The organism is Dactylosporangium darangshiense, assembly GCF_039537565.1.
GTDB lineage: Bacteria > Actinomycetota > Actinomycetes > Mycobacteriales > Micromonosporaceae > Dactylosporangium > Dactylosporangium darangshiense.
Map to the genome: position 1 here is coordinate 32,849 of NZ_BAABAT010000009.1, position 13,293 is coordinate 46,141.

12 protein-coding genes and 1 pseudogene are annotated in these 13,293 nt (G+C 72.4%); 5 read left to right on the forward strand and 8 right to left on the reverse strand.

Annotated features, from left to right (window positions below):
• The first annotated feature begins 36 nt into the window (after positions 1-36).
• Both ABD901_RS18585 and ABD901_RS18590 read left to right on the forward strand, forming a co-directional pair.
• Positions 37-774, forward strand: a complete 738-nt coding sequence (locus ABD901_RS18585) for a hypothetical protein (protein WP_345128253.1) — start codon at positions 37-39, stop codon at positions 772-774.
• Positions 775-778: 4 nt separating this feature from the next.
• On the forward strand, positions 779-1,909 hold the full coding sequence (locus tag ABD901_RS18590) for a SecDF P1 head subdomain-containing protein (RefSeq protein ID WP_345128254.1): 1,131 nt from the start codon (positions 779-781) through the stop codon (positions 1,907-1,909).
• Positions 1,910-1,934: 25 nt separating this feature from the next.
• Here ABD901_RS18590 and ABD901_RS18595 read toward each other — a convergent pair whose 3' ends face one another.
• From ABD901_RS18595 to ABD901_RS18615, 5 genes are read right to left on the reverse strand one after another with little or no spacing between them, the layout of a single operon-like run.
• Positions 1,935-3,725 (reverse strand): discoidin domain-containing protein, encoded by a 1,791-nt coding sequence (locus ABD901_RS18595; RefSeq protein ID WP_345128255.1) that lies wholly within the window; start codon positions 3,723-3,725, stop codon positions 1,935-1,937.
• A 10-nt stretch (positions 3,726-3,735) separates the two neighbouring features.
• Entirely contained in the window at positions 3,736-4,704 is a 969-nt protein-coding gene (locus ABD901_RS18600; protein ID WP_345128256.1) for a substrate-binding domain-containing protein, read from the reverse strand.
• On the reverse strand, positions 4,701-5,672 hold the full coding sequence (locus tag ABD901_RS18605) for an ABC transporter permease (protein ID WP_345128257.1): 972 nt from the start codon (positions 5,670-5,672) through the stop codon (positions 4,701-4,703). Before ABD901_RS18605 ends, ABD901_RS18600 begins: the two co-directional genes overlap by 4 nt.
• The gene (locus ABD901_RS18610; RefSeq protein WP_345128258.1) at positions 5,669-7,126 is read right to left on the reverse strand and encodes a sugar ABC transporter ATP-binding protein; all 1,458 of its coding nucleotides are present in this window, start codon (positions 7,124-7,126) and stop codon (positions 5,669-5,671) included. Before ABD901_RS18610 ends, ABD901_RS18605 begins: the two co-directional genes overlap by 4 nt.
• Entirely contained in the window at positions 7,123-8,517 is a 1,395-nt protein-coding gene (locus ABD901_RS18615; RefSeq protein WP_345128259.1) for an aldehyde dehydrogenase family protein, read from the reverse strand. The genes ABD901_RS18610 and ABD901_RS18615 overlap by 4 nt, the downstream gene beginning before the upstream one ends.
• A 356-nt stretch (positions 8,518-8,873) precedes the next feature.
• Here ABD901_RS18615 and ABD901_RS18620 point away from each other — a divergent pair, with 356 nt between their 5' ends.
• The 3 genes and pseudogenes from ABD901_RS18620 (at position 8,874) to ABD901_RS18630 (ending at position 10,223) form a co-directional block, all read left to right on the forward strand.
• Positions 8,874-9,071 (forward strand): hypothetical protein, encoded by a 198-nt coding sequence (locus tag ABD901_RS18620; protein ID WP_345128260.1) that lies wholly within the window; start codon positions 8,874-8,876, stop codon positions 9,069-9,071.
• Positions 9,041-9,376: pseudogene (locus ABD901_RS18625) on the forward strand (carbohydrate-binding protein); the annotation flags it as partial. The gene ABD901_RS18620 and the pseudogene ABD901_RS18625, both read left to right, overlap by 31 nt.
• A 61-nt stretch (positions 9,377-9,437) precedes the next feature.
• Positions 9,438-10,223, forward strand: coding sequence for a substrate-binding domain-containing protein (locus ABD901_RS18630; RefSeq protein ID WP_345128261.1), 786 nt, complete (start codon positions 9,438-9,440; stop codon positions 10,221-10,223).
• 16 nt (positions 10,224-10,239) lie between these two features.
• On the opposite strand, the gene ABD901_RS18635 is transcribed toward ABD901_RS18630, so the two are convergent.
• The 3 genes from ABD901_RS18635 to ABD901_RS18645 all read right to left on the reverse strand — a co-directional run bounded on the left by ABD901_RS18635 (position 10,240) and on the right by ABD901_RS18645 (position 13,245).
• The gene (locus tag ABD901_RS18635; RefSeq protein WP_345128262.1) at positions 10,240-10,947 is read right to left on the reverse strand and encodes a VanZ family protein; all 708 of its coding nucleotides are present in this window, start codon (positions 10,945-10,947) and stop codon (positions 10,240-10,242) included.
• A 121-nt stretch (positions 10,948-11,068) separates the two neighbouring features.
• Entirely contained in the window at positions 11,069-12,745 is a 1,677-nt protein-coding gene (locus tag ABD901_RS18640) for an MFS transporter (RefSeq protein ID WP_345128263.1), read from the reverse strand.
• A 50-nt stretch (positions 12,746-12,795) separates the two neighbouring features.
• A complete protein-coding gene (locus ABD901_RS18645) occupies positions 12,796-13,245 on the reverse strand; it encodes a MarR family winged helix-turn-helix transcriptional regulator (protein ID WP_345128264.1) in 450 nt (149 codons plus the stop codon).
• Positions 13,246-13,293 lie beyond the last annotated feature (48 nt).

Here is a 13,293-nt window from a genome sequence, read left to right on the forward strand (position 1 = left end):
CTCTCTACCGGCAACCTCATCGGCGGGTGCACAATCGTGAGCGTGCTGCGCGCGGCCGCCGTCGACGTCATCGGCGGCGTGGTCGTGCTCGTGGGCCTGGCCCTGATCGTCCACGAGAGCGGCGTGCTGGCCTCGGCCGTGCGCCGGACGGGCCGCCGCGGCGCGACCACCGTCGAGGCCCTGCGCGCCTCCGCCGCCAACGACGGCCGCTGCCTGCTGGTCGGCCGACTGCGCGACGCCTCCGACCCGCCGACGCCGCCGCGGTCGGGCCGGCGCGTCGCCTGGTACCGCCGGCAGCACACACGCGAGTACGAGGACACGACCGGGGAGTTCCCGGTAGTCAGGTCGTTCACGGTCGCCGTCGACACCGGCCCGGGAAGCATCGCCCTCGACGACGGCACCGGGCTCGCGCTGGTCCCGCCGCGCCTGATCCATCCGGACCGGTGGGGGCCGGTGACCGTCAAGTCCCCGGACCTTCGCGAGTGGACCATCCGGGCGCTGGGTGCCGCCGCGTTCGCCGCCGTCGTGGTTCGAGGGGCTGACGTGCGCCGAGGTGGCGTCGCTGCCGCCGGCGGTGCAGTTCAATGTGCCCGCGGTGACCTGCGGGATGCTCGACCAGCGGCCGCCGGACACGATCGAGGACGGTGCGCAGGCGGTGGCGTGCGACGACAGCCGCCTCAAGTACCTGACGGACGTCGCGAAGGTGGCCGGCACCGGCGTCGTCTACGCACGGCCGCGCTTCGACGCAGCAGATGCGCACCTCTCGTACGCTGAGGCCATGTCCACGCCCGAACCGGCGCCAGAATACCTGCCCCCGCCCGCACCGCCGGGCCTCGGTTACGTGCCGCAGGGGTATCTGCCGCCGCGGCGCCGCGGACGGCTGCTGTGGCTGTGGGTGACGCTGAGCGTCGTCGCGCTCGTCGCCGTCGCCGGCGGGGTCACGGCCGTGCTGCTGGCGCGGCGCTGGGACGGCAAGCCCGCCGTCGGCGACGCCGCGATGACGGTGCGGATGATCGGGTCCGGCGGCGCGAAGCCGGCGCCGGAGGCGGTGGAGCGCACCAAGCAGATCCTGCTGGAGCGGCTGCGCCAGCTCGACCTGCAGCGCCCGACGGTGACCGCGATCGGCGCCGAGACGCTGCTGGTGACGGTCGCCCAGAAGGACGTCGAGCGGGCCCGGTCCGTGCTCGCGCCCGGCAACCTGACGTTCCGGCTGGTCCAGTCGATGACCCAGCCGCAGGCCGTCGAGCCGGGGTGCAAGGCGGACGCACAGGAGCGCGTCGACCGGGCGACGGCGCTGGCCTCGGCGAAGGCGAAGCTCGGGTCGAAGTACGACGCGGCCGTGGCGCTGCAGGCGCCGGCCGACGGCGACGCCGCCGCGGCGCTGAGCGGGTTCGAGGCGCTGACGTGCGCCGAGGTGGCGGCGCTGCCGCAGGCGGTGCAGTTCAACGTGCCGGGGGTGACGTGCGGGATGCTCGACCAGCGGCCGGCGGGCGCGCTCGAGGACGGCGCGCAGGCGGTGGCGTGCGACGACAGCCGCCTCAAGTACCTGACGGACGTCGCGAAGGTGGCCGGCACCGACCTCGCCTCCGCCAAGCCCGAGCTCGGCCAGCAGGGCGGCGGCTGGACCGTCACGCTGGGCTTCACGTCGGCCGGGCAGGACCGGTGGACCGCCCTGACCAGGGAGGCGATGGACAAGGGGCAGGCGTCCGGCGAGGCGGCGCAGATCGCGGTGGTCATCGACAACCACGTGGTGACCGCGCCGATCATCATGGCCGTCATCCCGGGCGATGCGCAGATCTCCGGCGGTGACCTGTCGACCCGCGACGGCGCGAACGCGCTCGCGGCCACGCTCAGCCACGGCGTGCTGCCGGTCCGGTTGGTCATCGACGCGCTCGAGACCGTCCGCTGATGCGGACGGTCCCGAGCCCGGGGCGTCAGGAGGCGTAGGCCTCCAGTTCGTAGATCCGCGCCGCCGTGTCGGTGTCACTCGTCGGCGTGATGATGTTCAGCCTGATATATCGGGCCTGGCGTGGCGTGAACGTGTGCGTGGTGACGGCCGCGGTGTTGCCCCGCGGCGAGGCGACCGTCGTCCACGTGGTGCCGTCGGTGCTCACCTGGATGTCGAAGTCCTTCGTGTTCCAGGTGGCCTTCTCGCCGCCGGCCTGGGCGTGGCGCACCACCACCCGGCCGACGGTCTGGGCCGACTGCAGGTCGACGCGCAGGAACCGGTTGGACCCGAGCGCGCACCACTTGTCGGCGTTGCCGCCGGTCCAGCTGCCGTTGACGGCCTTCTCCGGGCCCTCCGACGCCGCGCACTGCCCCGACGCGGTGGCGGGCTTGTTCAGGGCCAGGTTGCCGCCGGTGTCGGGGACGAACAGCTTGATGTCGGTGAGGCTGGCGCTGCCCTCGTACACGTTGGTGTACAGGTCGCCGATAACGAAGTAGTCGGGGTAGGACGAGCCGGCCGGCCACTGGTTGGGCCAGGAGGCGCTGCCGTTGGCGTCGTTCTGGGTGAGCGTGCCGTTGAACTGCCCGTTGTACTCCGCCGCGGTCGTGTTGTAGTGCCAGATCGGCACGTTGTTGACCACGAAGTTGCGGTGGAAGCGCAGCGTCTTCTGCCCGACCCGGGCGAAGTTCCCGCTGGCCTCGAGGGTGTAGCCGGTCGCGTCGCGCTCGATGGCGAACGTGTAGAACGTGTTCGGCATCAGCTCCGGCTGCAGCTCGGCGGCGCTGGAGAGCTGGTTCTCCGCCGCACCGCCGGAGCAGCTGGTCATGAACCACTGGGAGTTGCCGGGCAGGCCGCCCGGGCCCGGGTTCCAGTTGGGCATGCCGCTGATCCACATGTTGACGGTGTTGAAGTTGCCGTCGCGGTAGTTGTAGTAGGTATTGGTGTTGGAGTCGCAGACCCGCCCGCCGGTGCCCGTGCCGACCCGGTCCGGGTGCTGCGCGAACTGGTCCATCAGCACCTTGCGGTGGTAGTGCCAGAAGTGGTTGTTGCGCGGTGCCGGGTTCGCGAAGTCCACAATGGACAGGAAGTGGAATCCGTTGTACCCGTACGGGCCCTCCCGCACGTTCTGCCACTCGCAGTAGGGCACGGAGGCGTTGCCGCTCCAGCCGGGTGAGCGCGACCCCTCGCCCCACGGGTGCTGGGTCTTGCAGCCCGCGGTGCTGTACCCGTTGACCTTGCCGTTGTAGTTGATGGTGCCGTTGCGCTTGCCGCCGAAGTCCAGCGTCTTGAGCTTGTACTCGATGCGGTACTGGTCGGGCAGCTTGTTCGTGGGCCGGAAGATGGCGCCGCCGGTGCTCTCCGGCACGTTGAGCACGGCGACGTGCTCGCTGCCGAGGGCCTGGGTGGTGATGGTCGGCGGCTGCTCGATGACGCCGTCCTTGTTGAAGTCCCGGGCCGACAGCGACGCGGTCAGCCAGCCGTCCTGACCGACGCGGAACTCCTTGCGGTAGGTGGCGAACGAGTTGAGCTGGGTGGTCCAGGCGGGGCCGTAGTCGTTGCGGTACCACTGGCCCGCGTCGTCGGTGATGGTGTCGAACCCGGTCGCGTACGTGTCGCGGACCCACGGCGTGGAGTCGCTGTTATACGCGGTGGCGAAATTCTCCGAGTACAGCTGGCGCCAGGTGGTCGCGGCTACGGCTGGTGAGGTCGCGGCGAGGGGAAGAGACACGAGCATTCCGGCCACGAGGGCCGCGGCCACGGCGTGATGCAGTCTCATGGCGAATCCTCTAGGCGTTCATGTACTGCGCGGCGGTTTCCTTGGTGATCTGCGGCGACGGCACGACGGTGTCCTTCTCGACCTTGGCGCCGCCGAGCACCTCGACGGTCCGGTCCAGCGCCAGCTTGCCGATCTGGTTGGGGCTGTTGAGCCCGGTCACGACGTAGTTCGTGCCGTCCTGGATGGCCTTGAGCGCCTCGGCCTGCCCGTCGACGCCGGCGAGCACGATCTGGGCGGTCTTGTTCGCCGAGGCGATGGCGCGCTGCGCGCCGAGGCACATCGCGTCGTTCTCGCAGAACACGGCGACGAGGTCGGAGTGCTTGGCCAGCAGCCCCTCCATGACGGTCAGCCCGCCGTCGGAGCCCCAGTTGCCGAAGTCGGGCGCCTCGACGAGCGTGAAGCGGGAGTCCTTGCCCAGCACCGACTTGAGCCCGTTGGTGCGGGCCAGGCCGATGGAGTTGTCGGCGGGGCCGCCCTTGATGATGGCGACCTTGCCGCCGGCGGTCAGCTTCTGGGCCAGGAACTGCCCGTCCTGCTTGCCGATCGCCTCGTTGTCGGGGCCGATCCAGCTGGTGTACTCCCCGACGGCGAACTTGCGGTCGACGAGCACGACCGGCTTGCCGGCCGCCTTGATGGCGTTCAGCGCGGCCGGCGCGGACTCCAGCGGCCCGCCGGAGATGATGATGGCGTCGACGTTCTTGCTCAGCAGGTCCTCGACGTTGGCGGCGAGCTTCGCCGCGTCGCCGCCGGCGTCGGTGCTGACGGTCTTGACGTTGCCCTTCGTCTTGGCCTGCGCGGCGATGGCGGCGTCCATGCCGCTGAAGTAGGGCCCGCTGAGCAGGAAGTTGGCGATGCCGATCGTGTACGTCTTGGCCCCGCCGGCACCGCTGCCGGCGTCGTCGCCCTTGCACGCGGCGGTCGTCAGCGCCACGCCGGCGGCCAGCAGGCCGGCCAGTAACCGTTGCTTACCCGAGATCATGCGCGTCCCTTCGCGGTGCGCGGCCGGTTCGTGCGTTGCACGAGGATGACCGCGATGATGATCAGTCCCTTCGCCACCTGCTGCCAGAAGCTCTGCACCCCGTAGAGGTTCAGCAGGTTGTTGATGAGGACCAGGACGAGCACCCCGCCGAAGGCACCCTTGGCCGAACCCTTGCCGCCGGCCAGGCTCGCGCCGCCGATGACACAGGCCGCGATCGCGTCGAGTTCGAAGGCGACCCCGACGCTGGGTTGGGCGATGCCGACGCGGCTGGTGAGGATGACACCCGCCAGGCCGGCGCAGAAGCCGCTGATGACGTACGCCAGCACGATGTGGCGCCGCACGTTGATGCCCGCAAGGCGCACCGTCTCGACGTTGCCGCCGATGGCGATGATCGAGCGCCCGGCCGGGGTCCGGGAGAGGAACACCCCGCCGGCGCCGAAGACGGCCAGCATCACGAGCGTGATCAGCGGTATCGGCCCGGCCATCGCCGAGCCGAGCCAGAGGAACCCCGGGTCCGCCGGGGCGATCGGCACCTCCGAGTACACGAACGCCAGGCCCCGGATCGTGGTCAGCGCGGCCAGGGTCACCACGAACGGCGCCAGCGCGAAGCGGGCGACCAGCACGCCGTTGACCGCGCCGAACGCGACGCCACTGGCGATGCCGACGGCCATGGCGAACGGGATCGGCGCTTCGGCGACCAGGCCGGCGGTGACGATGCCGGCGAACGCGACGACGGAGCCGACGGACAGGTCGATGCCGCCGGTGAGGATCACCACGAGCATCCCGAACGCGAGCAGCCCGGTGGTGACCATCTGCTTGAGCAGGTTGGTGAGGTTGGTCTGGGACAGGAAGCTGTCGGAGGTGCTCGCCGCGACGGCGACGAGCGCGACGATCAGCAGCGTGAACGCGAGCTCCACGGTGACGTCCCGCCCGCGGACCCTGACAGCCGGCAGCGACATCCCGGTCATGCGATCGCCCTTTCCAGAACCTGGTCCTCGGTGGTGCCTTCCGACGGCAGCTCGCCGACGAGCCGGCCGGCGTTCATCACGAGGACCCGGTCGGTGGCGCCGAGCACCTCGGTGAGGTCGGAGGAGATGAGCAGCACGGCCAGCCCGCCGCGGGCGAGGTCGTCGACGAGCCGGTAGATCTCGACCCGGGTGGCCGTGTCGACGCCGCGGGTCGGCTCGTCGAGGATGAGCACCCGCGGCCCGGTGAGCAGCCACTTGGCGAGGACGACCTTCTGCTGGTTGCCGCCGCTGAGCCGCACCGCCGGCATCCCGGCGCAGTGCGGCGGCCGGATGTCGAGGCGCTCGATCATGCCGTCGGCCTCGCGGCGCTGCCGCGCCCGGTCCAGCAACGGGCCGCGGCGGGCGGTGCGCCACGTCGCCAGGCCGATGTTGTCGCGTACGGTGAGGCCGAGCACGAGGCCGCTGCCCGCCCGGTCCTCGGTGACGAACGCGATCCCGGCCCGGATCGCCGCCGCCGGGTCCGGCTGCGCGCCCGCGCCGTGCGCCGGCGGGCTCGCGCCGAACAGGCACGCGGCGAGCTCGCTGCGGCCGGAGCCGACGAGGCCGAAGAGCCCGACGATCTCGCCGGCGCGGACCTCGAACGACACGTCGTCGAACTCGCCGGTGCGGCTGAGCCCGGCGACGCTCAGGCGCGCCTCGCCCGGCGCGGGGCGGCGCGCCGGGTAGATGCGCTCGATCTGCCGGCCGGCCATCAGGCGTACCAGATCGGCTTCCGTGGTGTGCTCCGGCTCCGGGGTGGCGACCACCGTGCCGTCCTTCAGCACGACGATCCGGTCGGCGAGGCCGAGGACCTCGGCGAGGCGGTGCGACACGTACAGCACCAGCACCCCGCGGTCGCGCAGGCGCCGCACGAGGGCGAACAGGGCCTCGAGGTCGGCGCCGGCCAGCACCGCCGACGGCTCGTCCAGCACGAGGATCCGGGGATCGCTGACGAGCGCCTTGGCGATCTCGACCATCTGCTGGCGGGCGACCGGCAGCCGGCCCGCCCGGGCCCGCGGGTCGATCATGCCGAACCCGGCGGCGTCGAGCAGTTGCTGCGCGCGACGGTGCGCGGCCGGCCAGTCGATGAGCCCGTAGCGGCGCGGGAAGTTGCCCATGAGCAGGTTCTCGGTGACGCTGAGCTCCGGCACGAGGGAGAGTTCCTGGTACACCGTGCGGATCCCCAGGTCGTGCGCGTCGTGCGGCGAGCGCAGCTCGGCCCGCTCGCCGCCGATGCTGATCTCGCCGCCGCTCATCGGCAGCGCGCCGGCGAGGATGCGGATGAGCGTGGACTTGCCGGCGCCGTTGGCCCCGACGATCGCCAGCACCTGCCCCGGCTCGGCGTCGAAGTCGACGCCGTGCAGCACCTCGACGCCCGCGAACTCCTTGCGCACGCCGCGGAGGCGCAGGCTCACCGGAACGCGTCCATCACGATGATCGTCTTCTGCCGGGTGAGGTCCAGCGCGGTGTCGTGGACGCCCTCGCGGTACCCGCCGGTGTCCTTGGTGCCGCCGAAGGGCAGGTTCTCGGCGCGCAGCGCGGTGGAGCCGTTGACGACGACGCCGCCGACGTCGAGGCGCCGGGCGACGTCGAAGGCGCGGCCGATGTCGCGGGTGAACACGGCCGCCTGCAGCCCGTACGGCGACTCGTTGGCCATCGCGACGGCCTCGTCGACGTCGTCGAAGCGGGCCACCGGCGCGACCGGCCCGAAGATCTCCTCGGCGAACGCCCGGCTCGCGGCCGGCACGTCGACGAGGACGGCCGGGTCGACGAACGCGCCGTTGCGCCCGCCGCCGGCCACGAGCCGGGCGCCGTCGCCGACCAGGGTCCGTACCGCGGCCTCCACCCGTTCGGCTGCCGCCTGCGCGATCAGCGGTCCGACGTCGGTCGGCTCGAGCAGCTGGTCGCCGACGGTGAGCTTCGCCGTCTGCGCGAGCAGCGCGTCGACGACGGCGTCGTGGATCGGCGACTGGACGTACACCCGCTTCACCGCGCAGCAGATCTGCCCGTTGCCGCGGGCGAGGCGGCCCAGCACGACGGCGCGGGCGGCCTCCTCGGGGTCGGCGTCGGCGCACACGATGAGCGCGTCGTTGCCGCCGAGCTCCAGGCAGACCTTCTTCAGCGTCGCCGCGCCGAGCCGCGCGATCTCCCGCCCGGCGGTGGTGCTGCCGGTGAGGCTGACCGCGGCGATGTCCGGGTGCGCGGCGAGTGACTGCGACAGCGCGGCGCCGCCGATGACGACCTGGTGCGCGCGGTCCGGTACCCCGGCGACCTCGACGAGTTCGGCGACCCGCAGCACGGCCAGCGGGCAGCGCAGCGGCGGCTGGACCAGCACGGCGTTGCCGGCGGCGAGCGCGGCGGCCGCCTTGTGCGCGTACAGCTCCACCGGGTAGTTGAACGGCACGAGCGCGGCGACGACGCCGAGCGGTTCACGGACGGTGACGGCGAGGTGGCGCTCCAGCCCCGGCACCGCGTCGAGCGGGATCTGGCGGCCGAACAGCCGCGTGGCCTCCCCGGCGTAGGCGCGGAAGATGCGCACGGCGGCCTGGACCTCGCCGCGCGTCTGCTGGATGGGTTTGCCGTTCTCGGCGGCCAGGAGCCGCGCCAGGTCCTCCTGCTCGGCCTCGATCAGCCCGGCGATGCGGCGCAGCAGCGCCTCGCGCTCGTGCGCGGGCATCGCGGCCATCGCGCGGCGCCCCTCGCCGGCGGCGCCGGTCACGATCGTGTCGACCTGGCCGGGTTCGTGCTCGGCGACGTCGCCCAGCGCTTCACCGGTGCCCGGATTGCGCACGGTGATGACGGGCATGCTGCGGCCCCCTCGTAACTCGTCGTCAACGGTGTCCGCGTGCGGGCGCGCCGATTCGCTGCACGAATAGTCAGGCGGTCCGCCGGTGCCGTCCGGCGAGTGTTACGGGCACGACGGCGTATGCCGAGCCGTCGCAGCGGCTGTCTGGGTGACAGCGCGCGGTTACCGATCAGCGGAACGTGAGGGTTGCCGTAAATCTACCCGGCGTCGCATCGATGTCAAGACCCATGCCTTGACATCGATGCGACCGCGAGCGTACAAAGGCATCGCGTGAGAGCGCTCTCATCAGTAGACGTTGTTACTGATAAACTGTCTAGAGAGCGCTCTCTGAACACCCGCCCTCAGGAAAGGTCGACATGCCAACTGTCCGACCGCGAACCGCCCGCCGGCTGACCGTCGCCGGCGCCGCCCTCACCCTGCTGACCGCCGGCATCGCCGCCGCCTGGCCGGCCGAAGCGTCCCTCACCGTCCCGTCCGGCTGGACCGTCGCCTGGTCCGACGACAGCTGGAGACCACGACGGACACCGGCGGCGGCCAGAACGTCGCCTACGTGACCAACGGCGACTGGCTGCGCTTCGACGGCGTCGACTTCACCTCGAGCGCGGCCCGCACCTTCTCCGCCCGCGTCGCGTCGGGCATCGCGGGCGGCGCGAGCGGCCTGGTCGAGGTGCGCCTCGACAGCCCGACCGCGACCCCGATCGGCAGCTTCGCCGTGGCCGACACGGGCGGCTGGCAGTCCTGGCGTACCATCCCGGCGAACATCGCCGCCACGACGGGCGTCCACACCGTCTACCTCACCTTCACCAGCGGCCAGCCCGCCGACTTCGTCAACGTCAACTGGCTCACCTTCACCCACTAGCAGTGCTCGTCGTGGGCGCCCGGGTCTCCCGGGCGCACCACCCGGCGTGGAAAGGCACACGATGCCCAACCCGAGGCGCGGCGTGGTGCTCGTGCGCTGCCCGCACCCGCTGACCGCCCCACCCGGCCAGGCCGTAGCGTCCATTGTGGAGTCATTGGAGTCCTACGGCCTGGTCCCGATGCTGAGCGGCTCCGAGGCCGGCGCGCTCGGCGCGATCCTGGTCCGCCCGCCCGACCCGGTGCACCTCCTGCAGCGCCTGCGCAACCGGCGGTACCCGTTCGCGCTCGTCGACTCGCGCCCGCCGGTGCTGCGCGACGTCCCCGCCGCCTGGTCCGACCCCGCCGCGGGGCTTCGCGACCTGGCCGCGCACCTGCGGGCGCTCGGGCACGACCGCATCGCCCTGATCACGTGCGCCACCCCGCCCTCGGGCGCCGGCTTCGCACCGCGCCTCGTCCGCCGCGTTGCCGAGGCGAGCCCGGATCACGGTCGCCGGGCCGCCGGCGAGCTGCTCGAGCGCCCGGGTGCACCCACCGCGCTGATCTGTGCCGACGACCGGCTCGCGACGGGTGCGCTGCGCGCCGCCGCGGACCGCCGCCTGCGCGTGCCGCGCGACCTGTCCGTCGCGGCCCTCGACGAGTCCGGGCTCGGCACCCTGGCCCGGCCGGAGCTGACCGTGGCCCGCGCGCCCTGGCCCGCCCTCGGGCGCACGGCGGCGGCGCTGCTGGCCCAACTGCTGGACGGCATCGATCCGATACCGCACTCGGTGGAGGTACCGCCGGACCTGTTCCTGGCCGCGTCCACCGGCCCGGTCATCGCCGAGCCCCTGCACCCCGCGGGGGTCACGTAACACGCGGCGGTCGAAGTCACGACCCCGTGTCGTGAGCTGGACGAGGCAGCCCGGAGCGAGGCCGGTCCGAGGGCGTGCGCCACCAGCGGCGCGACGCCAGCGCGGCCAGCACGGCGCCGGCGGCGTTGACCAGGACGTCGTCCACGGAGGACACCCGGTCCAGCCGCAGGACGTACTGCGCGGTCTCGACCAGGACCGAGCAGCCCGCCCCGAGCGCCAGGATCCGCGGCAGGGACGCCAGCGCCGCGAACCGCATCGGGGCGAAGAACCCCAGCGCCGCGAAGATCAGCAGGTTGCCGAGGACCCCGAGCGGACCCATCGCGAGCAGGTCCCGCAGCGGCACCAGGCTCACCCGGCCGGGGACGGTGCCGGCACCGGCGCCCGGCATCATGGTGATCCAGAGGAACGGCACCGTCCCGTGGACCATGCCCACCTCGGCCAGCGACATCCGCCACGCCGATGTGCCGCCGGCGCCACGCCGAAGGCCCGCCAGGGCCAACGCCACCAGCGCGGCCAGCGGCAGCGTGACCAGCGTGACCAGCAGCACCCCGTTCTCCGTGTCGAGGCAGCCGTGCCACCGCCCGGCCATGCACGCCGGAGCGGCCATCATGAGCGGCCGCCGCACGACGAACGCGGCGCTCGCCACGCCGAGGATCGCCAGGCCGAGGAGCACGATCGTGCGGGTGCGGCGGGGCGGTGCCGACAGGGATGCGTCGTGGTTCATGCCCCCATTGGAGACGAACAGCCGTTGCGGCGGCGTAAAGGCCTCAGCCGCGTGTTGCGCCAGTCGTACGGCATGACGCCGCGCGACTGGCGCAACACGAAGACCCGAAGAGGGCGCTGACCTACCCGTTGGCGCCGATCCGCTGGCGGCCTTCGTGGTCCTGGGCGCCCTCGGCGTCGGGCGGCACGACCAGCACGCGGCAGCCGGCCTCGGCGATGAGGCGCTCGCCGGCGCTGCCGTCGAGCATGTGCGCGATCCCGCCGTGCGACGGGCGGCCGATGGCGATGAGGCGGGCGCCGACGGCCTCGGCGTGCCGGGCGATCACGCTGCCGGCGTGGCCGTGGTCGGCGACGCTGCGCAGGATGTGGCCGGCAGCGGGCACGCCGCGGGCGGCGAGGGCGTCCAGGTGCGCGCGGACGCGGTCGCGGGCCTGCTCGTACGACTCGCGGTCCACGGCCTCGTCGCCGACGACCGCGATCTCGTGGACGTGCAGCAGGTCCACCGGGGCGTGCAGCCGCTCGGCGAGGTCGGCGGCGGCCGCGGTCACCGCCGCGGCGGCCGGGCCGGCGTCGACGGCGACGACGATCGGCGCCTGGTCGTTCGCCTCGCCGGTGCGCCCGACGGTGACGATCTCGGCGACGGCGTGTGCCGGCCCGGTCGCCTCCTCGGCCGGCGCCTCGGCGTCGGTCAGGATGCGGTGGCCGGTGGCGAGCACGGCGATCGCGATGAGGAACGCGGCGGCGCCCGCATAGAACGGGACGTGGATGTTGAAGTGCTCGGCGAGCTTGCCGGCGACGAACGGCGCGAGGCCGCCGCCGATGAAGCGCACGAACCCGTAGGACGCGGAGGCGACGGGCCGCGGCACCGGGGCGACGGTCATGACGGCCTGCGTGGTCAGGGTGTTGTTGATGCCGATGAACGCGCCGCACACGATGACCGCGACGATGACGGTCGTGGCGGAGTCGGTGTACGCGCCGATGACGGCCATCACGACGGCGAGCAGGAACAGGTTGGCGTACAGCGTCTTGGCCGTGCCGAAGCGCCGCTGCAGCCGCGGCGCGACGGCGACGCTGAAGACGGCGACGAGCAGCCCCCAGCCGGTGAAGACGAGGCCGAGCCGGTGCTCCGACAGGTGCATCGGATACGGCGCGTACCCGAGCATCGTGAAGAAGCCCCAGTTGTAGAACACGGCGGTCAGGCTCATGATCAGCAGCCCGCGGTGGCGCAGCGCGGCGATCGGGGCGACCAGCGACGTGCGCTCGGCCGGCTTCGGGGTCTTCGGCACGAGCGTGATGGTGGCGATGAGCGCGATGAACATGAGCACGCTGACGCCGTAGAACGGCCCGCGCCAGCTGATCCCGCCGAGGGTGCCGCCCAGCAGCGGCCCGACGGCGATGCCGATGCCCAGCGCCGTCTCGTACAGGATGATCGCCCCGCCGAAGCCGCCGCTCGCGGACGCGACGATGACGGCGAGGGAGGTGGCGATGAACAGCGCGTTGCCCAGCCCCCAGCCGGCGCGGAAGCCGACGATGCCGCCGATGGTGTCCGAGGTACCGGCGAGGCCCGCGAAGATGACGATCAGCACCAGGCCGGCGATGAGGGTCCGCTTGGGTCCGATCCGGCTGGACACCATGTTCGTGAGGAGCATGGCGACGGCGGTGACCAGCAGGTAGCTGGTGAACAGCAGCGACACCTGGCTGGGCGTCGCGTGCAGCTTGGCCGACAGCGCCGGCAGGATCGGGTCGACCAGGCCGATGCCCATGAACGACACGACGCAGGCGAATGCGACCGCCCACACCGCCCTTGGCTGGCGGAACGGGCTGACGGTTGCGGGACTGTGCTGATGGTTCATGTGGAGGTACCCCCGGAATCGGTGTGATACGCGGCGACGAGCCGGTCCAGTGCGGGCAGTGCGGCCTCGAGTGCGGCGCGGTCGTCCGCGCTGAGCCGCCCGGCGAGCTGCGCGAGCAGCTCGGCGCGCGCCGCGCGGCGCCGTCGCAGCAGGTCAGCGCCGGCGGCGGTGAGATGCACCATGACCACCCGCGCGTCGCCCTCGCACGAGCGCCGCTCGGCGTAGCCGTCGTGCTCCAGGCGCGAGACCAGCTGTGTCATGGCCGGCTGCGTGATGCCGTCCCGCGCCGCGAGCTCGGAGACGCGGCACGGCCCGTGCGTGTCGAGGGTCCGCAGCGTGGCCGCCTTCGCCAGCGACACACCTTCACCCGGCGCAAGCCTGCGCAGCAGCGCCACGACCCGCTCAAGGCCGTTCGCCAGCGCAGCACCGTCAAGCTCCCCGGACACCCAATTTTTATATCACGGGCTTATATAGTGGCATTATGTTTCTGGCTG